General features: G+C 57.8%; 24 protein-coding genes. 7 read left to right on the top strand and 17 right to left on the bottom strand.

What is annotated here, in order from left to right; translation table 11 throughout:
• The first annotated feature begins 6 nt into the window (after window positions 1-6).
• The 4 genes from H9C73_RS05975 to H9C73_RS16330 are packed head-to-tail and all read left to right on the top strand — an operon-like array spanning window position 7 to window position 3,927.
• The gene (locus tag H9C73_RS05975; protein WP_209286895.1) at window positions 7-738 is read left to right on the top strand and encodes an ABC transporter permease; all 732 of its coding nucleotides are present in this window, start codon (window positions 7-9) and stop codon (window positions 736-738) included.
• 36 nt (window positions 739-774) lie between these two features.
• Window positions 775-1,662, top strand: coding sequence for a glycine betaine ABC transporter substrate-binding protein (locus H9C73_RS05980; protein ID WP_209286896.1), 888 nt, complete (start codon window positions 775-777; stop codon window positions 1,660-1,662).
• A gap of 52 nt (window positions 1,663-1,714) precedes the next feature.
• Entirely contained in the window at window positions 1,715-2,551 is an 837-nt protein-coding gene (locus H9C73_RS05985; RefSeq protein ID WP_209286897.1) for a nitrilase-related carbon-nitrogen hydrolase, read from the top strand.
• Between the two features lie 44 nt (window positions 2,552-2,595).
• Window positions 2,596-3,927: an MmgE/PrpD family protein gene (locus tag H9C73_RS16330; protein ID WP_209286898.1), complete on the top strand. Its 1,332-nt coding sequence runs from the start codon at window positions 2,596-2,598 to the stop codon at window positions 3,925-3,927.
• A gap of 54 nt (window positions 3,928-3,981) precedes the next feature.
• On the opposite strand, the gene H9C73_RS05995 is transcribed toward H9C73_RS16330, so the two are convergent.
• Together H9C73_RS05995 and H9C73_RS06000 are read right to left on the bottom strand one after the other, a co-directional pair.
• Entirely contained in the window at window positions 3,982-4,863 is an 882-nt protein-coding gene (locus tag H9C73_RS05995) for an amidohydrolase family protein (RefSeq protein ID WP_209286899.1), read from the bottom strand.
• A gap of 90 nt (window positions 4,864-4,953) precedes the next feature.
• Complete coding sequence (locus tag H9C73_RS06000; protein WP_209286900.1) at window positions 4,954-5,844, bottom strand: alpha/beta hydrolase; 891 nt, start codon at window positions 5,842-5,844, stop codon at window positions 4,954-4,956.
• Window positions 5,845-6,069: 225 nt separating this feature from the next.
• Here H9C73_RS06000 and H9C73_RS06005 point away from each other — a divergent pair, with 225 nt between their 5' ends.
• Window positions 6,070-7,467 carry an MFS transporter gene (locus H9C73_RS06005; RefSeq protein ID WP_209286901.1) on the top strand — a complete coding sequence of 466 codons (1,398 nt, stop codon included), beginning with the start codon at window positions 6,070-6,072 and terminating at the stop codon, window positions 7,465-7,467.
• Window positions 7,468-7,546: 79 nt separating this feature from the next.
• On the opposite strand, the gene H9C73_RS06010 is transcribed toward H9C73_RS06005, so the two are convergent.
• From H9C73_RS06010 to peaA, 8 genes are all read right to left on the bottom strand, one after another.
• Window positions 7,547-8,962, bottom strand: a complete 1,416-nt coding sequence (locus tag H9C73_RS06010) for an aldehyde dehydrogenase family protein (RefSeq protein ID WP_209286902.1) — start codon at window positions 8,960-8,962, stop codon at window positions 7,547-7,549.
• A gap of 75 nt (window positions 8,963-9,037) precedes the next feature.
• Complete coding sequence (locus tag H9C73_RS06015; protein ID WP_209286903.1) at window positions 9,038-10,384, bottom strand: alginate export family protein; 1,347 nt, start codon at window positions 10,382-10,384, stop codon at window positions 9,038-9,040.
• Window positions 10,385-10,537: 153 nt separating this feature from the next.
• On the bottom strand, window positions 10,538-12,457 hold the full coding sequence (locus tag H9C73_RS06020; RefSeq protein WP_236014118.1) for a sigma-54-dependent Fis family transcriptional regulator: 1,920 nt from the start codon (window positions 12,455-12,457) through the stop codon (window positions 10,538-10,540).
• A gap of 213 nt (window positions 12,458-12,670) precedes the next feature.
• Window positions 12,671-13,972, bottom strand: a complete 1,302-nt coding sequence (locus tag H9C73_RS06025; protein ID WP_209286905.1) for an alginate export family protein — start codon at window positions 13,970-13,972, stop codon at window positions 12,671-12,673.
• 106 nt (window positions 13,973-14,078) lie between these two features.
• Entirely contained in the window at window positions 14,079-15,203 is a 1,125-nt protein-coding gene (peaD, locus tag H9C73_RS06030) for a quinohemoprotein amine dehydrogenase subunit beta (protein WP_209286906.1), read from the bottom strand.
• A gap of 19 nt (window positions 15,204-15,222) precedes the next feature.
• Window positions 15,223-15,549: a quinohemoprotein amine dehydrogenase subunit gamma gene (gene qhpC / locus H9C73_RS06035; protein WP_010323735.1), complete on the bottom strand. Its 327-nt coding sequence runs from the start codon at window positions 15,547-15,549 to the stop codon at window positions 15,223-15,225.
• Between the two features lies 1 nt (window position 15,550).
• On the bottom strand, window positions 15,551-16,981 hold the full coding sequence (peaB, locus tag H9C73_RS06040; protein WP_209286907.1) for a quinohemoprotein amine dehydrogenase maturation protein: 1,431 nt from the start codon (window positions 16,979-16,981) through the stop codon (window positions 15,551-15,553).
• A 68-nt stretch (window positions 16,982-17,049) separates the two neighbouring features.
• Window positions 17,050-18,645 (bottom strand): quinohemoprotein amine dehydrogenase subunit alpha, encoded by a 1,596-nt coding sequence (gene peaA / locus H9C73_RS06045; RefSeq protein ID WP_209286908.1) that lies wholly within the window; start codon window positions 18,643-18,645, stop codon window positions 17,050-17,052.
• Between the two features lie 451 nt (window positions 18,646-19,096).
• On the opposite strand from peaA, the gene H9C73_RS06050 reads away from it, so the two are divergent.
• Window positions 19,097-20,587 (top strand): aldehyde dehydrogenase family protein, encoded by a 1,491-nt coding sequence (locus H9C73_RS06050; protein ID WP_209286909.1) that lies wholly within the window; start codon window positions 19,097-19,099, stop codon window positions 20,585-20,587.
• A 39-nt stretch (window positions 20,588-20,626) separates the two neighbouring features.
• Here H9C73_RS06050 and H9C73_RS06055 read toward each other — a convergent pair whose 3' ends face one another.
• From H9C73_RS06055 to H9C73_RS06075, 5 genes are all read right to left on the bottom strand, one after another.
• Window positions 20,627-21,343 carry a GNAT family N-acetyltransferase gene (locus H9C73_RS06055; RefSeq protein ID WP_209286910.1) on the bottom strand — a complete coding sequence of 239 codons (717 nt, stop codon included), beginning with the start codon at window positions 21,341-21,343 and terminating at the stop codon, window positions 20,627-20,629.
• A complete protein-coding gene (locus H9C73_RS06060) occupies window positions 21,343-21,792 on the bottom strand; it encodes a DMT family transporter (protein ID WP_209286911.1) in 450 nt (149 codons plus the stop codon). Before H9C73_RS06060 ends, H9C73_RS06055 begins: the two co-directional genes overlap by 1 nt.
• On the bottom strand, window positions 21,789-22,418 hold the full coding sequence (locus tag H9C73_RS06065) for an NAD(P)H-dependent oxidoreductase (RefSeq protein WP_209286912.1): 630 nt from the start codon (window positions 22,416-22,418) through the stop codon (window positions 21,789-21,791). Before H9C73_RS06065 ends, H9C73_RS06060 begins: the two co-directional genes overlap by 4 nt.
• 79 nt (window positions 22,419-22,497) lie before the next feature.
• On the bottom strand, window positions 22,498-23,085 hold the full coding sequence (locus H9C73_RS06070; RefSeq protein WP_209286913.1) for a Crp/Fnr family transcriptional regulator: 588 nt from the start codon (window positions 23,083-23,085) through the stop codon (window positions 22,498-22,500).
• Between the two features lie 33 nt (window positions 23,086-23,118).
• Window positions 23,119-23,334, bottom strand: coding sequence for a hypothetical protein (locus tag H9C73_RS06075; protein WP_209286914.1), 216 nt, complete (start codon window positions 23,332-23,334; stop codon window positions 23,119-23,121).
• Window positions 23,335-23,454: 120 nt separating this feature from the next.
• Between H9C73_RS06075 and H9C73_RS06080 the strand changes: the two genes are divergently transcribed.
• Window positions 23,455-24,003: a TetR/AcrR family transcriptional regulator gene (locus H9C73_RS06080; protein ID WP_209286915.1), complete on the top strand. Its 549-nt coding sequence runs from the start codon at window positions 23,455-23,457 to the stop codon at window positions 24,001-24,003.
• Here H9C73_RS06080 and H9C73_RS06085 read toward each other — a convergent pair.
• A complete protein-coding gene (locus H9C73_RS06085; RefSeq protein WP_209286916.1) occupies window positions 23,973-25,637 on the bottom strand; it encodes a diguanylate cyclase in 1,665 nt (554 codons plus the stop codon). The genes H9C73_RS06080 and H9C73_RS06085 overlap by 31 nt on opposite strands.
• Before the next feature lie 18 nt (window positions 25,638-25,655).
• Window positions 25,656-26,687: an amino acid ABC transporter substrate-binding protein gene (locus H9C73_RS06090; RefSeq protein WP_236014119.1), complete on the bottom strand. Its 1,032-nt coding sequence runs from the start codon at window positions 26,685-26,687 to the stop codon at window positions 25,656-25,658.
• Window positions 26,688-26,789: the final 102 nt, after the last annotated feature.

The raw sequence follows: 26,789 nt of genomic DNA on the forward strand, positions 1-26,789 counted from the left end.
GATATGATGAAAAAACCCGCATTCACCCGCTTCGCATACGGCCTTGCTCTGGTGCTGATGTTTGCGCTGGGCTCACTGGCCGAACAGACCGGCATGCTGGAAGAACTGTTCAGCTATCGGGAAGATGTCGTTTACCTGGTCGGTCAGCATATCGAGCTGGTCCTGATCTCCGGCAGTCTGGCCATCCTGATCGGCGTTCCCCTGGGCACAGTGTTAAGCCGCCCGCGGTTTGCACGCCTGGCTGAAACCGCCATGCAAACGCTGAACATCGGCACCACCATCCCCACGCTGGCAATTCTGGCACTGTCCATGAGCCTGCTGGGTATCGGCATGCTGCCAGCCGTGTTCGGTCTCTGCATTGCGTCCCTGCTGCCAATCGTGCGCAACACCTATACCGGTTTGCTGGAAGTGCCGGCTCACCTGAAGGAAGCGGCGTCCGGTATCGGCATGACCCCGCTGCAGATGCTGTTCCGTGTAGAACTGCCCAACGCCCTCTTCGTGATCTTTGCCGGTATCCGTACCGCACTGGCGATCAATGTGGGCACCGTTCCGCTGGCCTTCCTGATTGGCGGTGGCGGTTTGGGAGAACTCATTTTTACCGGTATCGACCTTGATGAACCTTTCATGATGCTGGCGGGAGCGATCCCCACCGCCGTCTTGGCCATCATCGTCGATATCCTGATCGCTTTACTCGCGTTCCTGATCGTCCCCAAAGGCGTTAATCCCCTGCGTGCCTGATGGCCACACCTGATAAAAACAACGAGGAATACCAAGATGCGCAAACTTTTCAAACACCTGGGAACCACTCTGATGGCCTCCGTATTCGCAGCCAGTGTTCATGCGGACCCGCTGGTGATCGGTGGCAAGAACTTTACCGAGCAGCAGCTTCTGACGGAAATGACGGCACAGTATCTGGACCATCAGGGTTACGACATTGAGCGTCGTGCCGGCATGGGCAGTGCCGTCCTGCGCAAGGCCCAGGAAAACGATCAGATCGACCTGTACTGGGAGTACACCGGGACATCACTGATCGTCTACAACAAGGTGAAAGACAAGATCACCGACCCCAAAAAGGTTTACGAGAAGGTACGTGAACTGGACGCCAAAAAAGGGCTGGCATGGCTGGATGCCTCGGCTGCCAACAACACCTACGCCCTGGCCATGCGCCGCGCCGATGCTGAAGCAAAAGGCATCAGCTCCCTGAGCGATCTGGCCCAGGCACTCAACAAGGGTGAAGAGCTGGTGCTGGCAACCAACGCGGAGTGGTACTCACGCAAAGATGGCTACAAGCAGCTCAAGAAGGCATACGACTTCGATATCCCGCGCAGCAACATCAAGCGCATGGACTCCGGACTGACCTACGTTGCCCTGAAAGAAGGCCAGGTGGATATCGCACTGGTCTTCGCGACTGATGGCCGCATCCCGGCGTTTGACTTCAAGGTTCTGGAAGATGACAAGGGCTTCTTCCCCAACTATGCCATTACCCCAGTGGTTCGCCAGGCGGTGCTGGATGCCAACCCTGAGCTGGCCGATCAGCTGAACACGCTGTCAGCCCAGCTGGATAACGACACCATGTCGGCACTGAATGCCCAGGTGGACGTGGAACGCACCTCGATCGAAGACGTGGCCAGACAGTTCCTGAACAGCAAAGGCCTTCTCTAACCCCTCCTGCCCGGGCCGAGCATCTTGCTCGGCCCTCTTATGGAGCTCAACGATGTACTTCCAAAATCTTTCTGTCGGTGTGGTTCAGCTCAACTCCGAGCATTTGGCACTGGATACCAACTTTACCTGTCATACTGACTGGATCCGCACGGCCAAAGATAGCGGTGTGGAACTGCTGCTGTTCCCCGAACTCTCGCTTACCGGCTACCAGCTCGGGCGCTTCACGCCCAAGGCCGCACTCTCTCGCCACGACGAACGCTTGAGCGCACTCTCCCGAGAAGCGCCCGACATGACCATTGTCGTGGGCTTCGTGGAATACGTCAGCCCCGGTGAGTACTACAATGCGGTGGCCTACCTCCAGCAGGGAGAAGTGGCGGCCGTATACCGCAAGATCAACCTGCCCACCTACGGTGGCCTTGAAGAGGGCAAGTGGTTTCATGCGGGACAGGATCTGGTACTGGTGGACTGCAAACCTGGCTGGAAAGCCTGCACCCTGATCTGCGCGGACCTGTGGAACCCGGCGCTGGTGCACTGCGCCATGCTGCGCCGACCGGATCTTCTATTGGCCCCCATCAACTCGGCCTCGGCTATTGTCAGCGACGAGTTTTCCAACGAGAACAACTGGCAGACCAATGTTGCCTTTTACGCCATGCTCTACGGCGCTCCCGTCCTGATGGCGAATCGCCTTGGCAGTGAAGGCGATGCCTGGTTCTGGGGCGGCAGCCGTATTCTCGGCCCCAGAGGAGAGGTACTGGCATTGGCCGAAGACCGCGAGTGTCTGATTCAGGCCGAACTGGATACCGAGTCCATTGCGGCCGCCCGTTTTGATCACCCCGCCATTCGGGATGCCAATACTCCCCTGATTCAACGCTTGCTTGCCCAGCATTAATAACCCGGGGCGTTCGCCCCGCCTGCACATGGAAGCCCATCGCCGTGCATAGCATTCATCGCTTTATTCATGATTTGACACCGGACCAGCTGCCCCGAAACGTGATTGAACAGGCAGAGCGCTGCCTGCTGGACCTGACCGGGGTGGCTGTCGCCGGCCACCGTACCCGCCTGAGCCGGATTCTCGAGACCTTCGTCACCGATCAGTATCCCGGTGACATACCGATGCTGTTCTCTGACCGTCGCGCCAGCCTTTGTGGCAGTGCACTGTTTGGCGCCATGCTGATCGACAGTCTGGACGCCCATGATGGTCAGGTGCTGACCAAGGGTCATGTCGGCGTTGCCATTCTGCCGGCGCTGCTGGCCGCGGCCCATGCCCGCTCGCTCAATGGGCAAGCGCTGCTGACCAGTCTGGTGATCGGCTACGAAATCGCGACACGCGCCGGAATCGCGCTTCACCGCACCGCCAGCGACTACCACACATCGGGGGCCTGGAACGGTATAGGGGTCGCCGCCATGCTGGCCCGACTGTACCAGCTGAGCGACGAGCAGACCGAAGAGGCGCTGGGCACTGCCGAATTCTATGGCCCCCGCAGTCAGATGATGCGCTGCATTGATCACCCGACCATGGTCAAGGATGGCTCTGGCTGGGGGGCTCTGGCCGGAGTCAGTGCCGTCCTGCTGGCCCGTGCCGGCTTTACCGGTGCGCCGGCCGTCACGCTCAACAGTGAGTCGGTAAGTGATATCTGGCAGGACCTGGGTCAGCGATGGTACATCCTGGAACAGTATTTCAAGGCCTACCCGGTGTGCCGTTGGGCCCAGCCGGCGGTGGAGGCGGTGCGCAGTATGCGACAGACGCCCGGTTTCAGCCCCGAGCAGGTTGAGTCCATTCATGTATACAGCTTCCACGAAGCCACGCGACTGCACAAGGTGCTACCGGCAACCACTGAAGAAGCCCAGTACAGCCTGCCGTTTTCAGTCGCATCGGCCTTGATCGATGATGCGGTCCTGCCCGAGGCCGTCGCCGAAACACCGGAGGGCCTTGGGCATCCCCTGCGACGCCACCTCAGCCAGCGCGTCCAGATGCATGAAACCGATCACTATAACAGCCGCTTCCCCGCCGAACGCTGGGCCCATGCCCGGGTTGTCATGAAGAACGGACAGGAGTGGATTTCCGAGCCATCGATTGCACTCGGCAACCCGGAGAACCCGCTCAGTACCGATGAATTGATCGAAAAGTACAGGGTTCTGACCGACGGACTGCTTGAGGATAAGACGCGTCAGCAGATCCAGTCACTCTGCATGGGTGCCTGGGAACTGGACTCGGCTCAAGTACAGACTCTTATTGAGTGGCTGGCGTCTCCGGTTCGCACCTGAAAACAGATGACCCCGGCACTGCCGGGGTCACGGGGCTTTCATATCACCTGATGCTTAAAAGCCGTAAAGCTGCGCCGGGTTATCGACCAGTATGCGGTTGCGCCGGGCTTCATCCGGCACCCAGCGTGCCAGCAGGTCCAGCAAGTCACCATCATTGGGCATCGGAATGGAAAAGTGCGGATGCGGCCAGTCTGAACCCCAGACGCAGCGTTCCGCATTGGCCTCGACCAGCGCCTGCGCGAACGGGTCCACATCCGCATAAGGGGGGTGCTGTTCCGCCGTGATACGGTAGGCACCTGAGAGCTTGACCCAGGCCTGTCCATCCCGCAGCAGGTTCAGCAAGGCCTGAAATCCGACGTTGCTGACGCCCTTGCGGCAGTCCATGTGTCCCATATGGTCGATTACGACCGGAACCGGCAACGCACGAATACGTGCTTCAAGCTCTTCAAACTCGGATACATCGATCAGAAACTGAAGGTGCCAGTTACGTGCTGCCAGCCGCTGGGCAAGCGCTTCCACATCACGCCAGGCAATGCCACCCTTGAACAGCAGGTTCATGCGCACACCACAGTGCCCGCCTTCCTGGAGGCAATCAAGCTCGCCTTCGTCCACGTCCGCATCCACAACCGCAACGCCCTTGTATTCCAGCCCCTGGCTGTTCAGGTAGTGCAGCGTGTCCAGCTGTAACTGATTGTCGGTGCCATACACGCTCGGCTGAACCAGCACGCCACGGCAGATACCCAGCTGCTGATGCAGGTGGCGGTAGGCCCCCACCGGCGCATCAGGCGGTGTATAGGTACGGTTGGGCGTATAGTCATACAGCCGCTCAGGACCGAATACATGGGCATGTGTATCGCACGCCAGTGCCGGCATGATAAAGGCGGGTGAACGGGGAAAGGGATCGGCGGCATCACAGATGGGGATGTTTGAATTCATCTCAGGCCTCTTTCGGGTCACTCTGAAATCAAAAATCCGGCGCCAGTAGTGCAGCCCGGCGCCGGATAAAAGAGGAACGCTCATGAAGGATCAGACGTTGGCCTGAATCCACTGCGCAATGTGGCTGGAGAACTCGATGAACTTGGGATTGTCGTCCAGCATCCATTCGGTGTGGCCACCTCCGGCCAGCAGGAACAGCTCTTTCGGGCCCGGGTAGGCTGCATACAGAGCCTTGGGCTCGGTAACAGGGTGCAGGTCGTTCTCGGCACCGTGTGCAATCAGCATCGGGATGTTGGAGAAACGCTCATCCAGATGTGCTTCCGGCTTGAAGCTGATCAGTGAGTCGGCGAAATCCAGAGTGGATGTCACACCATAGCCCGGCGCCTTGACCAGCTCGGTGAAGACGTATTCGCGGCTGACCGGATCCAGCGGGTAGATATCAAACGGGTCGATGCCCTTGGGCTCGCCACCATGCGCCAGGCGCATGCGCTCCTGCGCCATGAACTGCTTGAACTCTTTCCAGCCATGCTCGCCCCGCAGTGCCTTCTGAACCCGCACCGCGTCGAAGAATCCGTTCATGGCAATCAGTGCATCCACCTGCCCTTCGCAAATCCGGTAGGCATCAATGATCAGGCCACCGGCCATGCCCCAGCCCGCCAGTACGACCTTGCGACCTTCCTCGTCGGCACGCTGACGGACGATAGCGACAGCACTGGCAATATCACGCACCTGCTCTTCCAGAATGACGCGCTCGCGTTCACCTTCGGAATCGCCAAAGCCACGGTAGTCAAAACCGAATACCGTGAAACCCTTGGGCGTCAGGGCACGGGCATAACGCTCGGGGTGAATGTTTTTCTGACCGGTGAAGCCGGAGCAAACGATCACGATCGGCAGGTTTGAATTTGAGTTCTGCTCGTCGGTGAAAAACGCACCATCCAGGGTCAGGCCATCACTTTTGAATGCAACTTTTTGTTCAATCATTGTTTTTGTACTCTATTTTGCGAAGCTCAGGTTGTTGTTCGACGCTTGCAATGATGGCGAAAACACCGCCCGCAAAATGTACGAAATACGACATAATCAGACACGAAAACGACACCTGCTTCTTTGAGCACCACTCCTTTTTAGCTCCCCATGCGCGCTTGCTGATTTCCCTCACTGGCGCGACCCTCTAGAATGTAATGAACATTCTCTTTTTACAGGCCCCGCATGACTGACGCCTCAGACACTGCCTACAGCAGCGCTTCTGTCCGCTGGCTGACCCTGCTCAGCATCTGTGTTGCCACCTTTCTCATGCCGATGAGCATGTCCGCCGTCAATGTGGCCCTGCCAACCATTGCTGAAGACCTGAGCGCCGATGCGGTACTGGTCAGCTGGATCCCGACCATGAACCTGCTCGGCGCCATTGCATTGCAACTGCCAGCCGGTCGCATCGCCGACATCATTGGTCGCAAGAAGGTGTTCCTCTCCGGTCTGCTGCTGTTCTCGGTCAGCTCCTTCGCCATCATTCTGGTTGAGCACATTTACTGGCTGTTGTTGATGCGCCTGATCCAGGGGGTCTCCGGTGCCATGGTATTTGGCACCGGCATGGCGATCGTGTCGCAGGTATTCGCACTGCACGGTCGGGGCATGGCACTGGGACTGACCTCTACCTCGGTGTATCTGGGCCTCACCTGTGGCCCTCCCATTGGCGGCTGGCTCACCGAAGGCTGGAACTGGCATGCGGTCTTTCTGGCACCACTGCCACTGGCGGTACTCTGCGCCGTACTGGTCTGGATACATGTACGCGAAACCGAGCGTCAGCCGGATCAGCGCCTGGACTGGCTGGGCAGCCTCCTGTTTATCGCCGCTTCCAGCCTGTTTTTCATCGGCCTGTCCGAGCTGCCATCCTGGCAAGGTGCGCTTCTGGGCGGCGTGGGTCTGGGGCTGCTGGCACTCTTTGTCTATCAGCAGGAGCACTCCCCCCACCCTCTGATTCGACTGCGCCGCATGGTGCAAAACAGGGTATTCTTCCGCTCGATTCAGGCCAGCTTTTTGATGTATGCGGCCAACTACCCGCTGCAGTTTTTGCTGAGCCTCTATCTGCAGTACATTCGCGACCTATCCCCTGCCGAAGCAGGACAATTGATGCTGTTACAGGCGATGATGATGGCCATTCTGGCGCCACTGGCAGGTCGCCTGTCAGACCGCTTGGAGCCTCGCATTCCGGCAACGGCCGGCTGCATCCTCTTCGGGGTCGGCTTTATGATTCTGGCGATGCTGGATCAGGACAGCGGCTTGAGCCAGGTGGTACTGGCACTGCTTGTGATGGGGACCGGGTTCGGCCTCTTCTCCTCCCCCAACAACAACGGGGCGCTCAGTGTGGTAGCGACTGAACGGCTGAGTATCGCCTCTTCCCTGCTGAATATCTCTCGCACCCTGGGCAACATGCTGGGCATGGCCATTGTGGTCTTCCTGTTCAACTGGTTGATCGGTAAATCACAGATCACCGCCGATCAGTTTCCCGCCCTGATGCAACTGCTGGAGTGGGCGTTTCTGTTGTGTGCCGGCTACTGCCTGCTGGCGGCCTGGCGCTCCTGGTCGCGCGGCAAGGTACACGTTACCTGAAGACAAAAAAAAGCCGGGGTCATGGACCCCGGCAAGCACTTCCGTAGCAACAAACGCTGAAGTGAGATGATGAAAAGCCTCAGCCTCGGCTGATATTGAGCAGTTGTGGCTGGGTATATTCGAGCAGGCCTTCCTCGCCAAACTCGACCCCGAAACCGGACATCTTGCTGCCACCGAAGGGGCAGTGGGGCAAGACTTCCGCGTGGTTATTGATCCAGGCGGTACCTGTCTCAAGACGCGCCGCCACGGAACGCGCCTGTTCGATGTCACTGCCCCAGACGGAACCGCCCAGACCATTGACGTTATCGTTTGCCATTACGATGGCATCTTCCACATCGCTGTACTTGATCACCGGCAGTACGGGGCCAAACTGTTCCTCATCGACCAGACGTACGCCGTTGCTCACATCGGCAACGATGGTCGGCGGGTAGAAGTAACCGTTGCCCGGCTGTGCCTCGCCACCGCAGAGAATACGTGCACCCTGGGCCCTGGCATCTTCAACCAGCTCGCTCACCAGGTTGAACTGATCCTGGTTCTGCACCGGACCGAAGGTCACGTCAGACTCCAGACCGGAACCGACCACCTGCTGAGATGCGATCTCGGCCAGTTTGCTGCACACCGCTTCGTACTGATCTTCATGCACATAAAGGCGCTTCAGTGCCGCACAGGTCTGTCCCATGTTCAGGAACGCGGTCTGGAAAATGCCTTGGGCAATGGCATCAATATCGGCGCCCGGCAGTACGATACCGGCATCGTTGCCGCCCAGTTCCAGTGTCAGACGTTTCAGGTTATCAGCGGACTTGCGCATGATGTCCTGACCGGTCGGGGTAGAGCCGGTGAAAACGATCTTGCGAATGTCCTGATGCTGCGTCATCGCCCGTCCGATACCGCCTTCACCGGTCACAATATTGATTACACCTGCCGGCACAACCTGATTGATCAGTTCAACCAGCTTCAGGGTGCTGAAAGGTGTCATGGAAGAAGGCTTGGACACGACTGTATTACCGGTACGGATCGCCGGCATGATGTGCCACACCGCGATCATCAGCGGCCAGTTCCAGGGGGTAATAGAACCCACGACACCCAGCGGCTTGTGGTGCAGTTCAGCCAGACGTGTGTCGCTGTCTTCAACCACCTTCACCGGCACATCCAGATCCGCGTTATAGCGTGTCCAGCCGGCGGCGGCACCCACTTCCATCTGTGCCAGTGCCAGTGGCTTGCCCTGCTCCAGCGTTACCAGCTGCGCCAGTTCGTCGGCGTTGGCGTCGATCAGATCCGCGATGCGGTGCAGCATCGCCTTGCGGTCTGCATCCGGTGTGTGCTGGAAGGTTTTGAATGCAGCATTGGCGGCGGCAACCGCCTGATCCACCTGCTCCGGAGTCGCTGCCGGACACTGAGCAAAAGCTTCACCGGTGGCCGGGTTGATCACCGGAAACGGATTACGCTCGCCTTCGACTGCCTCACCGTTAATAAAAATTGTCGATACCGTCTGCATTTTTCAGTCCCTATCTTGCAAACGGCGCTGTGAAAGGGGAAACACAGCGCCGTGTATTAACCGATTAAAGCCTCATCAGAAAGGCACGATGGCGATCACCTGACCATAGACATTGGTGTCATCGCTACCGATCTGCGAACCACCTGTAGCGTCGCTGTTATCTGGAGTATAGAAGCCAATCAGAGGACTGATAATCAGGTTCGGTGTTACCACCCATTCGGCGTACAGGTCGATCTCCTGTCCATCCAGTGCACCGCTGCCACCAGCTGTATCGCTGAAGTCAAAGAACAGCGCACCCACACTCAGCATCTCGGTCGGTGCTGCTTTCACGCCGATGTGGTGTACATCAGCATCAGAGTTGAACGGGCCTGCGTAGTTGGCCGCCACCTCACCCTGGAACCAGGTACCGTAGCCACGGTTAAAGCCGAAGAACAGCGGGTCAAAGCCTTCATCAAAGGATGCATAACGGTAGTTCACGCTCGGCGACCAGGGCATGTCAGCAAAGGTCCAGCCTGCCTCTACATACCAGGCATCAGCATCTTCAGCCGTATTGTCGCCCTGGTCCTGAGTGACAATTTCACCCGACAGGAACAGGTTTTCAACACCGGCATTGCCCTGATAGCGCAGGCTCAGGGTCTGCTGGCCATCACGATTTGTATAGCCGTAGTCCTCGTTAACACCCAAACCTTCAATATAAGCAAGTCCGAAGGTGCCTTCAGGGATCACGTATTCGGCATTGATACCAGCCAGCTCAGTTTCTGCCTGAGCCTTGTTGTTGGATTCGAGCCAGAACAGATCAGCTCGCACCCCCTCGGAGCCCCCCACACGAACAACCGCAGTACGATCAAAAGCCTTGCGTGCCGCTAGCCAATAGGCACCTCCACGGTCCATGTCTGTACCGGCCAGCTGGTCGATGGCATCACCAAAGTTCAGGGCGTCACCATTAATCAGGAAACCATCGCCAATGGAGAAGTTCTGACGACCGAAAGAAATATCCAGACCGTTTTCACCCAGAGCCGAAATCATCTTGCCGGAGCGCCAGCCCAGGTATGCATCTTCCAGGTCCGTTTCAGACTCTTCACCAGACGTGAAACCACCCGCATCACCATCACCCCAGGTCGCGGAGCTGACCAGGTTCAGGCCGCCATATACGGCTGCACCGCTTTCACCATAGGCGTGGCTGCCGGAAATGCCGTATTTGATATAGCCTTCCTGCCAATCGGAGCCACCCGCTTCGCTCTTGGCACCCAGATTGTAATTCTCTTCACTGGTGAACACGCCGAATACCGCTTCGATATCCAGGTTCAACTCGGTACCGTTGTCACTGTGCAGGTTATAGGCAGCAGCCGGTGCAGACAGGGCCGCAGCCACGGCGGCTGTCAGCATGTAGCCGGATGCACGACGAAAGATGTGTTTGTTCATGGGCGTAATTCCTCGGGAATCTGACCGGACCTTTCCGACGGCCCGGAGTACGCAGATGTATTATTGTTGACGCCACTTAGACTAGTGCGCAGCTGTAAACCAGTTACGCGCTTGTTGTGCTAACTTGTGGTGATTTGTAACAGGATGTAAAAATCAAACAATACCCAGTGACTTCATCCGCCGGTACAAGGTGGCACGGCTGATGCCCAGTGACCTGGCTGCCGCAGTCACGCGGCCCTGGTGTTGATCCAGCGCCTGCCGGATCAAGACTTCTTCCGTGGCCTGCAAGGTCCCGGTCGAGGCTGAAGGGGCTTCCTCAAGTTCTTCAAGAAAATCATCCGAAAGGTGCAGCTCACTGAGTATCTGTTCATGCGGCTCCATGAATGCCAGCGCCACTTTAAGCACCATTTCCAGCTGCCGCACATTACCCGGCCAGCTATGCCCTTCAAGGCGCATCATCAGCTGCTCATCAATCTGAACATCACTGCGGCCCAGTCGATTCAGCAGGGTTGCGCACAAACCGGCAAAAGAGGCTCGTTCACGCAACGCAGGCAAGCGAACACAGACTCCCTTGAGCCGGTAATAGAGGTCTTCCCGAAACTCACCTCGAGCCACCATTGCTTTCAGGTCCCGGTGAGTTGCACCGATGAGCGCGATATCCAGTGTCACTTCTTCGCCGCCCCCCAAAGGTGCTACCTTGCGATCCTGCAGGACACGTAGCAGGCGCGCCTGCAGCGAAAGCGGCATGTCACCGATTTCATCCAGGAACAGCACCCCGCCATTGGCCTGTTGGAAACGTCCTACCATGCCCCCTTTGCGGGAGCCCGTAAACGCGCCTTCCTTGTAACCAAACAGTTCGGATTCAATCAGCCCTTCGGGGATAGCGGCACAGTTGACGGCCACGAACCCCTTGCCTCGACGCTGTCCCGCCTGATGCAGGGCCTTGGCAGCCACCTCCTTGCCACTGCCGGTTTCACCGGTGATCAATACCGGGATATCGCTGTCCAGTGCGCGTGCTGCCATGATCAGGCTGCGCTCCAGGCGTGCCTCCCCCTGCGCAAAGGCCTTCAGTGCCTGGTCAGGGGCTGGCTCCGCCGGTCGCTCCAGCTCCCGAGCCGGCGTGACCGGATGAATTCTGCCAGTGGGAAACTGCAACAGTTCGCAGAACAGCTCCCCTGCTCGCGTTTGAATGGTCGCGATCCGCTGGCGCATACAGTTGTTGAGCAGTGCGCCCACCTTCTCCCCGACCAGCTCTTCCAGCAAACGTCCCAGCATCTGCTCACGGTGACGCCCCAGCAGCTGACACCCCTGCTCGTTAATCGCCAGCAGTGTGCCCTCTTCATCCATGGCCACCAGCCCCTGCCAGGGCGTACGCAGGTATTCATGTCGGGTGTGAAAGGCGATGACAATGCGGTTTTCATGTTGGCTGGTAAACAGGCGCGCTTCAATGCTGCGGGCTGCCAACTGGATCACGCCCAGCGTATCCTGAGGCTGATTGTTGCGCCCCAGTCGGGTCATATCCAGCACACCGGTCAACTGCCCATTGGCATCAAAAATCGGCGCCGAGGTACAGGAGAGGTGTGAAACGGTATCGAGAAAATGTTCTTCTTCGTTGATCAGGATGGGGCGTTTTTCTACCAGAGCGGTGCCAACGGCGTTGGTACCGCGGGTTTCCTCACTCCAGGAAACGCCCTGCCTCAAGGCAAGCTTGTGTGAAGGTGTCAGGATACGGTCGCTGCCCTCCAGCGCCAGAATGCGTGCATCCGCGTTGGCCAGCAGAATCAGCCCCTGATCCCCAAACTGGTGCGTCAGCTGCTCCATTTCAGGCATGGCAATCTGTAACAGCTCACGGTGCTGCTCGCGGAACGCCAGCAGGTCGTCGACGTCGTCGATCTGCTCAGGGTCGATGTCGGACGCATCAAGGCCTGCTTCCAGACTGCGCCGCCAGGATGCTTCAATTTCATCACGAAGGTAGCCGTCAGGCAGCTGCCCTTCCGACTGCAGACGCTCGCGGGCGATGCGTGCAGCGTCAACAGGATCGCTGATCAGATCCTGACGTAATCGGGGTGCCATAATTCCGGCCCCTTTGTTTTTATTATCCGGATAGAAAACTGACATGGGTATACCCTCTTGTATACGTCAAACCCTGTGCATGTGCAAACCTCCAACTGTTCTAAGCAAAATATGGACCAAACCGACACTTTCCGATGCTGTATCAGTGGCCGGTGCTGAAAAAAGGGCCGCTGTTGCGACCCGTAAAGTGAAAGGGAGAGCTGATGGCGCAGATCAGAACGGCACGATGGCGATCACCTGACCGTAGACGTTGGTATCATCGTTGCCGATCTGGGTACCGTTGTTGGCAGAGCTGTTATCGGGCGTATAGAAGCCGACCAGCGGACTGATAATCAGGTTCGGTGTCACCACCCACTCGGCGTAGAGATCGATCTCCTGGCCATCCTGACCTCCGTTCTCGGTATCACTGAAGTCAAAGAACAGCGCGCCCACACTCAGCATGTCAGTCGGTGCAGCTTTCACACCAATGTGGTGCACATCTGTGCCCGTACTGAAGGGACCGGAGTAGTTGGCAGCCACCTCACCCTGAAACCAGGTGCCATAGCCTCGACTGAAACCGTAAAACAGCGGATCGAAGTTCTGATCGAAGGATGCGTAACGGTAGTTCACACTGGGCGACCAGGGTAGATCGGCAAAGGTCCAGCCTGCTTCCACATACCAGGCGTCGGCATCGGCTGAGTTGTCCCCTTGATCCTGGGTTACGAACTCGCCCGACAGGAACAGGTTTTCGACACCTGCATTGCCTTGGAAGCGCAGGCTCAGGGTTTCCTGACCATCACGGGTAGTCGAATCAACTGCATCGAGCCCTTCAATATAGGTGGCGCCAAACGTCCCCTCCGGCATGACGTATTCCGCATTGATCCCTGCCAGTTCCATCTGATACTGGCCCACGTTGTCTGATTCCAGCCAGAACAGGTCACCACGCACACCGTCAGTGCCGCCTACGCGCACTATCGCAGTCTTGTCGAATGCCTTGCGCGCCGCCAGCCAGTAGGCGCCGCCACGGTCATAGTTTGCCCCCAGGCCTTCACCCAGATTCAGCGAGTCACCATTGATCAGAAAGCCATCGCCAATGGAGAACATCTGGCGTCCGAGCGTGATATCCAGCCCGTTTTCACCCAGTGCCGGGATCAGGTTGCCGGAGCGCCAGCCCAGGTATGCATCTTCCAGATCGGTATCAGACTCGTCACCGGTGGTAAAACCGGCTGCGTCGCCATCGCCCCAGGTTGCCGAGCTGACCAGGTTCAGGCCGCCGTATACGGCTGCACCGCTTTCGCCATAGGCATGACTGCCGGACAGACCGTACTTGATATAGCCTTCCTGCCAGTCGGCACGCCCTTCATCAGAGGCGGCGCGTGCACCGAAGGGGTCATAGCTTTCCTGGCTGGTGAATACGCCGAATACGGCTTCGATATCCAGGTTCAGCTCGGTGCCGTTGTCGCTGTGCAGCGTATAGGCAGAAGCGTGAGCAGACAGAGCTCCCAGCATGGCTGAGGCCAAAAGTGTTTTATTCATATTGAGACTCCTGTCCCTGTCTAAAAGGGCCCGGACGTTGCGTCCGGGCAAGCCCGGTCAGGCCATGAGTGCAGACAGGGAGTTGAAACGCATTTGTGTGAAAGGGTTAGCGAATGAATACCTGAGACGTCGAGATCGCCATGTCACCGCCCGGCAACTGAATATTGCCCAGCTTTTCAAGGCTGTCGGCATCGTAAATGGCCACGTCGTTGAAGGTGCCTGCGAGGTAGACCTTGCTGCCGTCGTGGTTCATGGCGATGCAGTAATAGGAGTGGTCCAGCTCGGCAGCCCCGATCAACTCCTGTTTCTCGATGTCATACTTGGCCAGGCGGTTGAGCACCCCGAACACGATGTTCGGATCCTTGGGGGACAGGATGCCGGAGAAGTAAATTTCGGTGATCGGACCAAAGTCCGTGGTTTGGGTTTCACCGGTTTCCAGATCAACATTCATGAACCCGTAGATCCAGTCAGCCGTGTTCAAGTCGTAGGACTCATCCTGGAATCGTGCCGTGGTGTACAGAATGGTGAAGTCCTTTGAGGGCGACTGGATCGGCCAGGCGTTGAGTACATCGGGTGGCGCATACAGAGGGCGCTCCCAGCTGCGGCCTGGAATCGCCACGTCGATTTCACCGGAGCTTGCGTCGACCTTGTAGATTTCGGCACCGGCCATATAGAGCGTGCCATCTTCACCGGTCTGCATCACCGTTACCTGGCGGGGTGACGGGAAAGTGCGTACCGGCTTGGCATCCAGCCCGCTGCCGGTGTCATACACCGCCAGTCGAGACGGCTGCACACGGTAGTGATCCCGGTACAGCATGGTTGGATTCTGAACCGCGTAAAGCTCTTCCCCATCGGCACTGATGGCAAAGGAGAAGATCGATTTGGTCCGCTCGTTTTTCTGCAGCGACATGGAGGCATGGAAGGTCACTTCACAGTTGTCCAGATTCACGCCGTAGATGTCTTCATAGTGGTTATTCAGGATGTAGGCCGTCTTGCCATCCGGCGCCATCTGCGTCACCCCGGGGCCAAAGGCATCCGGCAGCTCACAGCTCTTGTACAGACTGTCCGTCTGCAGGTCGATCACATGCATGTTGTTGGGATAGTTGGCGACCACCATGTACTCGTGGCCCTCCTCCAGTGCCGGCCCCTTGGCCAGCACACTGCCGGTCAGCGCTGTCCCCAATACCAGAGCAGCCGTCGGCATCAGTGATGTCAGTCGTTTCGTGTTCATCATTCCATTCACCCTCGGCTCAGTTCTTGTCTTTCGGGAACACGGTCCCCAGATTGCGCCAGTCATCTTTCGAGTTCATGGCGTCCTTGTTCCAGTCCGGATAGGTGTTCATCATGTCCGGCACCTGAGCCGGCCACCAGCAGGGGTCGGCACAGCCGTACAGGTCGGCTTCCATCGGCTGACAGAGTGAAGTGACGCCGCCAAAGGCATCAATTTCCCAGCCCGGGTCGGTGGTTGCGGTACAGCCCGCCAGTGAACTCATGGCCACGACTTCTTCCACGCTGTCGTCGGCCACGGCCTGGCTCAGCAACTGAGCCTTGTTGTTGATTGCTTTGAGATGTTTCATATCAGTGCGCCCTCCGAGGCGAGATAAACTGGTCGATGAAGGCGGGATTGACCGCCATGATGCGGCTGTAGACTTCGATGCCGAAGTCGACCCAGTCGCGCATCAGGTCGCAGTAGTGGTAGGTCGGATGGGTCGGGTCCCCGTACCGGGCGTAGCTCTCGTGGTAACAGCCACCTGAACAGAGGTTACGAATGCGACAGCTGGCACAACCGGTATCGGTGCGGTCCAATCGTTTGGACAGGAAGTCGCCCAGCTCTACCTGCTGCACGCCGCTCTTCACATTGCCAAAGGTCGGCATCTCCGAACCGGTAAAGCGGTGGCAAAGGTTGAGCTCCCCTTCATGGTCCACCGCCAGCATCTTCAGGCCGGCACCACAGGGCAGTGCCTTTTTGTGGCCTTCATGCAGATCGGTGATGAGCTGATGCATATTGGAGAAGCCGATGTTGCGGTGTTCAAGCGCAGCATCCAGGTAACGCTGGCCCAGCCGCTTCATACCGGCAAACACTTCCACCAGCTCTTCGGAGGTGAGGTTGTAGCTGGAAATGTCACCGGAAGTCACCGGCGCAAACCCGACCTCGGAAAACCCCATCTCGTTGAACAGGTGGTCCCAGATCCGCTCCACCTCCGTGGTACCACGGGTCAGCGTTACGCGAGCGCCGACTGGTCTTGAGTCATAGCGCTCCAGCAGGCGTTGCGCCTTGCGACGAACCACGTCATAGGTACCCTGGCCGCCCACGGTGATGCGGTTCTTGTCATGAATCGCCTTGGGGCCGTCCATGCTGACCGAAAGGCCAAAGCGATGTGCGTTGAGCCAGTCGATAATCTCATCCGTGAGCAGGGTGGCATTGGTGGTCATCACATACTCGACCTGCTTGCCCAGACTCGCAAAACGCTGGTCGCAGTAGTCCACCATGGCTTCGATCAGCGGGCGGTTGCTGAGCGGCTCACCGCCGAAGAACACCACCGTGTAGCGGTCTTCATCCGGTGATTCACGCAGCAGCATCTCCACCGAATCGATCGCGGTCTGCAGTTCCATCTTGCGTCCGGCAGACGGAGTATCCAGATCTTCCTTGTAGCAATAGGTGCAACTGAGATTGCAGCCGGTGTTGACGTTCAGCACCACTGTCGTAAGCGGAAACTGATCGACCTTGCGCGTCCCGATCTCATCGGTCAGCGGTCGGCCATCGTTGACCAACTCAAGCGCCAGCAGCTCGCGCACTGTTTCCGTGATCTCCTGTTCAGAGAAACGGCTGCTTAAGCCCGTCACCAGCGATTCGGCGGTTTCAGTTCCGTTGCGCAGCCGGTCCAGCACACCTGAGGTCAGATTATCCAGTGCAAACAGCGAACTGGACGGAATATGGAACAGCATTCGGGTGTCCCCGACCTGCACCTCGTGCAGGTTGTGTTCCACCAGATTGAGTACAGCACCCATATCCGGTCTCCCCTTGTTGAAATTCAACTTGAGCGCCCAAGGGCACTCCCCCTGTTCACAGCGGGTCGTTACGGGATCGGTGGGTTATTCCAGCGCTGCACGGTGACGATCATTTGGCCTTCGGCATTGAACGTCTGCAGACCATCCTGCACCCTTGCCTGTACCTTCAGGTTGCCGGCGTTATTGGTCATCATGCGCCGTTCAGGGTTCGGCCCTGCCGCCGCGGGGGTAAACACACCGGTATTGCTGTTCATGCGACCTGCGAAATGCACGTCTCGATCGGCTTCCGCCACGGCATCGAAAGGCGCCACGGACCAGGTGGCAGGTACAAAGCCAATCCGATAGTCATCAGCGGTACCCGACTGTCCATCTGCACCGGCTGCCCAGGCCTCGGCCTCAAAGCGGGCTTCCACGCGCGGGGTCGAGCTGCCATTGCCACCGATACGGGCCACGGCAAACTCCGGCACAACCTTCACCCGGTCAATGCGGTCATAGACGGCAAAGCGTCCACCTTCTGCCTGACCGACACTGGGCACCATGACACCGCTTGCGTCCTTGGCTGCACGGGCACGCACACGAATCAGATCCGGACTTTCACTGATCACCTCAACCACGTCTACGCCGCTGCCCAGTACAGGCAGGCCCTTGAGACCGGTGCCGACAATGCTGATTTCCGCTTCCGTACCCGCCTTGATGTAGGCTGGCTGCAGCGCCAGGATTTCGCTCTTGCCACTGACATCACGTGCTGCCACCACATCGGCACCGACTTCATCCTTGTCGCGCAGGAACATGCGCCCACTGAGTTGACCATCCTGAAGCGCAAACACCTGGCGCATGACCTGACCGTCGATTTCAATATTGGCGCGCCACTCATAACCGGTATACACCACGGCCTGACCGTCTCCTCTCAGCGATGTGCCGTCTTCATATTGGCCATTGAGGCTCAGGGCGTACTGATCTTCTCCGCTGACCGGCTCAACCTCCATGCGGGCATGGAACATCCCCTTGCCCGGCATATGGCCCGCCAGCGTCCAGCTGCCCGCTACCGGCGCTTCAGGCTGTTGCTGCCAGTCATTCCAGGCGTTGGAATCCATGGGCAGGGTTTGCGCCAGTTCGGGGACCATTTCGTTGAGCGCCAGCTCCAGCCAGTCGCGGTCACGTGCCAACGCCTGAAATTCGGTGGTGGGCCACTGTCCCAAATGGAAATGAACCAGATGTTCCCATTCAGAGGCCGGACGCCGCTGCAGCTTCACACGCGCCCCGGAATGACAGCGGGCACACATTTCGGTGAAGGCCTGAGAGTCGAAGGACTCAGACGTATTCAGGCGTCGCTCCAGTGCGTACCGCGCCCCCTCTGTTTCAGACGGCGCCAACCCCTGACGATCTGCAAGGTACTTCACCAGCGTACGGCGATCTTCATCACTGATCTGAAGCCCATGCATGACCTGCATGCGGGCGATCGTCATCAACCAGCCTTCCGGCGTCTTGCGCTGATGACTGATGCGACTCCAGGCCTGCTCGCCTTCCTGGGTGTGACAGGCCAAGCAGTTGTTTTGAATGATCGCTTCAGCGTCAGATGCGGCTTGAGCATTCTGGGTTGCCAGCGCAACGGACAAAGCCAGCAGACTGCCTCCCAGTGGTTTTAGCGTTTTTATCGTGTTCAAGGTCCGACCTCCTTCAATGGTCATGTCCATGGCGCTCATCTCAAAAATGCAGCATGAGAGCCGGATCATGTTGAGTCACACAGAAGGAAGCACAGCCTGTGCCAAAAAGTTATTTTCTATATAAAACAGCCGGTTATTAACTCTTATACGACTTTTGACCCCGTCTATTGCCCCTTTGCAGGCGTCTAAATCCGAGACAGCTGTATCAGGTTGAGACAGGGAGCTGTTACATCCGCCTGTCGGTCGGCCCCGCTATCCTTGCTTGAATCCCGGATCCTCAGGCTCACGTTTGAACACTTGTCTCATTCTGCGACAGGCCCAAGTCACGCGTACACTTTCGATGAAAATAAAAACACTTTTATTTTCATACAGTTACTAGCCACACATCGATCTGGCACAGCCCTTGCCATGCACTTGCAGGAGCTATCACGATAATGACAAGAGGTATGCCATGAGCGAATTTTCCCTGCATCCGGACACCCAGGCTTTCATCAACCGCACGCACGCCCTGCTGATTGGTGATCGGCGCCCCGAAGGACAGGACGGCCGCCATATCGATGTGATCAACCCTGCAACGGGTGAAAAATTTACCCAGGTAGCCTGCGGGACCGCCGAAGATATCGACCAAGCCGTTTCCTGCGCACGCCAGGCATTTGAAGACTCTGCCTGGAGCAAAATGACACCCGTGGAACGTGAACGCCTGCTATGGCGTTTTGCAGACTTGATAGAAGCCAACGCACAATCACTGGCTGAACTTGAGTGCCTCGACAACGGCAAAAGCGTTGGCATTGCACAGGGCGTCGACATTCAATTGGCCGTGAACTTTCTGCGCTACATGGCTGGCTGGGCGACCAAGATCGAAGGCAGCAGCGTTCAGCCTTCCGTTCCCTTTATGCCGGGCGCCCAGTTCCACGGCTATACCCGTCGTGAACCGGTCGGGGTGGTAGGTGCAATCGTCGCCTGGAACTTCCCGCTGTTACTGGCCTGCTGGAAACTGGGTCCGGCACTGGCAACCGGCTGCACCGTGGTGCTGAAGCCGGCAGAAGATACACCGCTGACGGCACTGCGTCTGGGTGAACTGGCACTTGAGGCGGGTTATCCGCCGGGGGTTATCAACGTGGTTCCCGGGCTCGGCGGTGATGCCGGCGCTGCCCTGTCAGCACATCCGGATGTCGACAAGCTCACCTTCACCGGCTCAACCGGGGTAGGCAAACTGATCGGCAAGGCGGCCATGGATCAGATGACCCGGGTAACACTGGAGCTGGGCGGCAAGTCCCCCACCATCGTGCTGGATGATGCCGATCCTCAGGAAGCAGCAGCGGGTGCCGCCAACGCCATTTTCTTCAACCAGGGCCAGGTGTGTTGTGCAGGCTCTCGCCTCTACGTGCAGCGCAAACTGTTCGACAATCTGGTCGCCGACATCACGGATATCGCCGGCAACATCAAGCTCGGTAACGGCCTGGATCCCAGCACCGAGATGGGCCCACTGGTATCGGCTGTACAACAGCAGCGCGTGCAGCGCTACATTGATAAGGGGCTTACAGAAGGCGCTCGCATCACGACCGGTGGAGACAGCCAGGGGCCGGGGTTCTTCGTACAGCCGACCGTGGTGGTGGATGTGGATCAACGCTCATCACTGGTGCAGGAGGAGATCTTCGGGCCCGTACTGGTGGCCATGCCCTTTGATGACATTGATGAGGCAGTTCGCATTGCCAATGACAGTCAATACGGGCTGGGTGCCAGCATCTGGTCCAACAACCTGTCTGCCGTCCACCGCATGGTGCCTCGCATCAAGTCGGGCAGCGTCTGGGTCAACTGTCATACGGCGCTTGACCCGAGTCTGCCATTCGGTGGCTTCAAGCAGTCAGGACTGGGCCGTGAAATGGGTGCCGCCTGCATTGAGCACTATACCGAGATCAAGTCGGTACTGATGAAGGTTTGAAGATCCTGCCGACGGTGGCCTGGCCTCCGTCGGCAGCACTCAGGTGCGGCGATAGCTGCGAATCCTGAATTGGGACAGGAATCCCAATCTTCGGTACAAGGGCTCGCCAGCCGCCGAAGCCTGCAAGCAGACATATTCGGCACCCGCAGCCTGTGCCCGAGCCAATAGTATGAGCATCAGTTCACGGGCAATCCCCTGCCCTTGTAATTCCGGTGGCACACCCACCTGATGCAGCCCCATAACCGGCCCGGTCCGGTAGAGAATGGCCGTGGCCACTGGCTCTTCTTTCCGGAAGGCCCAGAGTACTTCAACACTTGCCTCTTGGCGCAGGTGATCGATCACACCTGTATCCAGCTGATAGCCAAAGGCGCGCCCGCAGAGCTCAGCCCACGCCTCGGCTTCCCTGTGGTTTCGCACCCGGCTCACTTCAAGTCGTGGGCTGGCCGTAGCCGGATAGTCATGAGCCAGTGGCAGAATCATGGCCAACTGCTCAAGGCCGACCTCCAGGCCTTTTTGCTGCAACTGCTGCTCAAGACGGGTTGTTGTATCCCCCGCCTGCCATACCGGATAGAGGTACCCTGCCGGGATTTGGCCGCTCACACCCGGTCCATCTTCAGTCTGGCGGTCTATTCCCTGCCAGCAGCGGTATGGCCAACGGGTGGATTGCGTGAGCCCTCCTTCTAGCTCAACACAGTCCATTAAGCGCCAAAGTTCGGTCAGATTCTCGATATTCGCGTGAGCAAGCGCTGCGTCCATCAGCTTTTCTCCCAATAAATCAGGCTGATGCCGGCAATCAGCACCAGCAGCCCCAAAAGTCGTGTAGCGTTAACCGGTTTCACCGGTTGCTCAAACCAGCCAAAGTGGCTTGCGATCACGGCCAGAACGATCTGTCCTGTCAGCGCAAAGGACATCATCGGACCTACCCCCATTCGCGGGATCAGAAAATAGAACATGCCCACGCCAAATGCACTGAGAATACCGCCACTCCAAAGATAGGCCGGCACCGCCTGCAGGCGGGCAACGCTGGGTATACCCACCTGCTGCACCGCCACCACCAGTAGTGACACCAGGCAGGCCACGGCAAAGGCTATGCCGGTGCCCAACATGGTGCTGCCGAGCTCTACCCCCAAACGGGCATTCATGCCCGCCTGAACGGCAATGGCGGCCCCGGCCGAAAGCGCCAGCCAGGGTAGAAGGGTGTTCATACCAGCACCTGTGTCATGAGTTGAGCCGGAAGACGCACCTTCGCCTGTTGCGCTGCCTCGTCATCCGGGTGGCGCTCTCCCAGCGCACAGATCGCAACGCTCCTCAGCCCCTGCTCTGCCAGCCCCAGCACCTGATCATATCCCTGAGGGTCAAACCCGGTCATGGGGCAGCTATCAATGCCAAGCAGTGCCGCACTGGTCAAGCAGTTCCCCAGTGCAAGGTACACCTGCTGATCGGCCCAGCGGGCTTTCTCCTGCTCGGTCATATCCCTGAGGAAACCATGCAAATGGTCGCGAAAGCCCTGCAAGCGCTCTACAGGATGCTCTCGTTCCTGTGCCAGCAGTGCAATATGGCTATCGACAAAAGCGTCATCCACCCGGTTAAGCGCTGCAAACACGAGCAGGTGTGAGGCCTTGGTGACCTTGTCCTGCCCCATGGAGTGAGGCATCAAGGCGGCACGCACACCCGGGTTGCTGATCAGCAACAAACGGTATGGCTGCAGCCCGAACGCGCTCGGACTCAGGCGCACGGCCTCCAGCAGGGTGTCCAACTTGGCCTGGTCAAGAGTGGAAGAGGAAAACTGTTTAACGGCATAACGCCAGTTCAAGGCATGCAAAGGTGTCATGGTCAGCTCCAGTGTTTTGGTTCAACTGGATGCAGGTTACGGGGAGCGGCCTTGAAGGTCATTTACATAGGTTGATGACTCAGGATTTTTTGCGAATGCGGCTCAACTGGGTCGGCGTAATGCCCAGATGCGACGCAATGTGGTACTGCGGCAAGCGTGCCAGCAAGTCGGGATGTTCTGTCAGGAAGGCCCGATAACGCTCGGCCGCATCCTGCTGAACCAAACGGACCTCACGGGTATCCTTGTCGAGCAGCCAATGGGTTTCCAGGTAGTGGATCTGGAACAGCTTGAGGTCATCACTGCGATAAAGCAGGTCACGGAAGGCCTGGAAATCGATTTCAATGATGACCGAATCTTCCAGCGCCTGAATCGAATGCAGCGAGGGCTCCTGCCGCAGCAAGGCGGTCATCGAGCCCGGGAAGCGCCCCTCCTGAAAGAAATTCTTGTTGTATTCATGCCCTTTCTCGTCCAGTACAAAGACTCGAAACAGCCCCTCACACACAAACGCAAAGCTGTTCGGCACTTCACCAGCCCGGCAGATCAACTCATGCTTCTCAATCAGCCGGTACTGACAGAAGGCACTGAATGCCTGCCAGGTGGTATCGGACAGCGGGTGATACTCCGCCATTGCCTGCCTTAACTGGCCAAATGCCTGTTCTCTATCCATAAAGACCTCATTGGTGGAGGTCCCAGTATACCCTCAAAAAACGCGTTCACTGACCCTCTTGGGAGGCCGGGATTCAAACAGCCCCGTGTAGATGGCGGGCCAAACGTCGCCCCTTGTAATCACCAGCAGCAGTAACAGGCCACCCGGTATCAGTATCAGCGCCAATAAGGGGCGAAGCACGTAGCAAAACACGATCAGGGTGGGCCCCAGAATCAGATAGGCCCCAAGCATATTAAGTGTAGATTTCATAATGCACCTCCATAAATGAGCATGCTCATAAATTAAATTGAGCGCGCTCATTTATCAAGAGCTAAAACATTACAATTGTCTTAACTGCTGGTAGGATCAAGCCCCAGGGAGAATCAGACAATGAGTTTGAAACGAGAACAAACCCGTGCCCGCATCCTCCAGGCTGCCTGGCAACTCTTTCATGAGCGGGGTTATCAAGACACCAGTACACGCGCGATTGCACGTGCGGCTGGCGTAGCCGACGGTACTGTTTTCAGCCACTTCGAGACTAAACTGGAGATACTGAAGGCTGGCATCATTGTCCGGATTGAAGACGTAATAGAGCAGGCCGATCGGCGACTGAGTGCTTCCACACCGGCACAACGACTCTTACACTACGCCGAGTACCTTTACCCCTTTTATGCAGAAAATGCCGAATTCAGCCGGGAGTTGTTCAAAGAACTTCTATGGCAACAGGATGATTTGCGCCCCCAGATAGAGGCGTTCATCCGTAAGCTTTTCCCGAAGCCTCCGGCGGAACGCGACCTGCTCTACGGGCACATATTAATGGACTGCTACTTCATGACGTTACTGGAGGGGCTTGGCGATACCGAATACAGTGCTTCCCGGATGCTGGATCGACTTGAGCGCAAACTGGCTTACTTTGGTTCAGAAGACGGCGCAGACTGAACGTTATTCCGGCCGGCAGACTTGGCGGCATACAGGGCGTTATCAGCCAAACCAATGAGACCGTCCGGGTCTGAAGAGTGATCAGGCACGACCGAGGCCACGCCGAGACTGAGAGTCACCTTGTTGACCAGGGAAGCATGGTGCGGAATGTTTTGCTCTCGCACCGCCTCCAGCAGCTTCCAGGCCATCTGTTCAGCCTGTTCAGTGTTCAGACCGGGCAGCAGGAGAACGAACTCTTCGCCCCCATAGCGGGCAACCAGATCACCACTGCGATGCAGGCTGCGGGCCATGGTCTGAGCGACCCTGTGCAGGCAGTCATCTCCGGCCTGATGGCCGTAATAATCATTGAAGGATTTGAACAGGTCGACATCCCCCATCACAACAGCCAGCGGCTGCTGCTCACGCTGGGCTCTGCGCCACTCCGCCTCAAAGGCACGTTCAAAGCAGCGCCGATTGGCGATACCGGTCAGCGCGTCCGTGGTACTGGCTCTTTCCAGCTCCAGATTCATGTCCTGCAGGTGCGCGTTGGCTTCAGCCAGATTCTGCTCCGCCTGACGGCGCGCCTCCACGAAATAGGCAAAGGTTGAGCCCATCAGAGCAATCTCATCACGACCGTCTGACGGAATGGGCACTTGCGCACCGTCCAGATGAGCCTGCATCACGGCGCTCAGCCGATTGATACGCTTGACCACGGTGCGGCGTATATAGAGTACGGCTGAAGTGGTGACGGCAATCAGCAGAACGGCCGCAACCCCAAGCCATGAGAGCGTTCGCCTGATATGTGCCTTGTGGCTTGCAATGGCCTCCTGTGCCGCCTGCTTGAGCTCAAGGTGGTAGCTGTAGGATGCACCGGTCAGTTTCTGGGCCAGTACTCGGGTCTTGCGAGCCTGCGACAGGGTGGCTCGCTTGTGCTTGAGTCGTTCACGATGGCCTTCCAGCAGGTTCATCAGCAAGGAGGCGAGCAGCCGTTGTTGAGCGTCCAGCCCGCGATCCTCCAGCGAGACCTGCTCAAGCTGTGCCAGCGCCGCATCCATGCGCGCCTCCAGTTGTGCAATCTGACCCGGGCGCTCTGAATTCAGGGCGGTGCCAGTAAAGCCGATCGCCTGCAGAGCGTAAATGTAATACTGCTGCTGTTGCTCGGGCAGCTCCACCCAGTCTGACGCTGAAGGCCAGTCTCGTAACAGCAGGAAGAGCTTGTCGATCTGCTTGAAGTGACGGCTCTGCAGGTCGTGCTCATCAGCAAGATTGGCATCAAGCTGCTTGAGGCTGGAGAAAAAAGGCTCCTGCCACTCGTCCAGCTCCCCCTGCATGGGCATCAGGTCGTTCTCTTCCAGATGACGCCGTGTGGCCTGATACAGCTGCATCAGGTTTTCCGTACGGTTACTGCCCGCATTCAGAGAGCGCTCACCGCTGACCAGCACCTCAAACACTTCTGCCGCAATGACTTCTGCACTGCGGGTCAGTTCGGCGGCCTTTAACGCACGGTCAAAGTGCTCGCCGGCCAGCTCCCGAAAGGCCTGATACTGCTGGTACATCACGTAGCCGATCACGGAGGCCGAGGCGAGGTAGAGGCTGAACACCAGGCCGATAATCAGTGTGAGACGTGTACCTATGCTTTCCTGCACGGCGCTCATGGACGGCTCTCGAGAGGATTACTGAAACAGGGGGGCGTAGAGTACGCCACCACGTGTCCAGGGCTGGTTCAGTCCCTGCTCCATCCCGACCGGTGTATCCGGACCAAAATGGCGGTTGTAGATCTCACTGTAGTTGCCCACGGCTGACACCATGTCAACGGCCCAATCGGAGGGGAGTCCCAGCAGCTCTGCAACCTGACCGGAGGCACCCAGCAGGTTCTGAACTTCGGCATCACTCGATGTGGTCAGATGCTGGTGAACATTCTCTCGCGTAATGCCCTTCTCATCGGCCAGAATCAGACCGTCCACCACGGCTGCAATCACCCTTGCCCACTCGGCATCGCCCTCGGCCACCATTGGGCCAATGGGTTCTCGGGTAAAGGCAATGGGCAGAACACGGTACTGTTCCGGGTTTTCAGCCCGATGAGCACGATTTACGGCGAGGTTCATACGGTCCGCGGTGTAGGCATCACAGTTGCCGCGAAAGAAACTGTCACCGTTGGAAAAGTGCACCTCGGCATCAATTCCACGGGTGCGCAGCAGCCCGATCAGGTTCCTGTGGGTGGTGGTATTTTCGGTCACGCAGATCGACTTGCCGGCCAGGTCATCGACGCCGTGGATATTGGCACTTTCCCGCACGATAAAGCCCTGGCCATCAAACAGATAAATGGCCGGGAAGCGCACGCCATAGCGTACTTCCCGTCCCAGTGTGCGTGTTGTGCTGTACATCACCACATCCGCCTTGCCCTCCACCAGAGTGGTAAAGCGTGTAGTGGCATCGACCTCGATATACTGGACCCGGTCAGGGTCACCAAAGAGCGCAGCGGCAGTGGCACGGCAAAAGTCCACGTAGAACCCGGACCACTCACCACGGGCATTCAAGGCACTTCTGCCGGGGTCATCAGGAAACACCCCGCAGCGGATGTCGCCATGCAGCTTAACGGTGTCCAGCGTACTGGCCGCTACCGGAAACGAGCACAACAGCAGAGTCGAGAGGGCGACCGCAAAACGCTTGATGCCCCCAAGGGCTTGAATCACTTTCTTAATCATACAAAACCAGCAGCACAGACAGCGGAAACGATAGTACCGAAATATGAATATCCAGGCTTTGAGGTCATGGCTCACCCCTGTCCTGTCAGGAGCACTATGCAC

The sequence above is a fragment of the Marinobacterium alkalitolerans genome (assembly GCF_017776525.1).
Taxonomy (GTDB): domain Bacteria; phylum Pseudomonadota; class Gammaproteobacteria; order Pseudomonadales; family Balneatricaceae; genus Marinobacterium; species Marinobacterium alkalitolerans.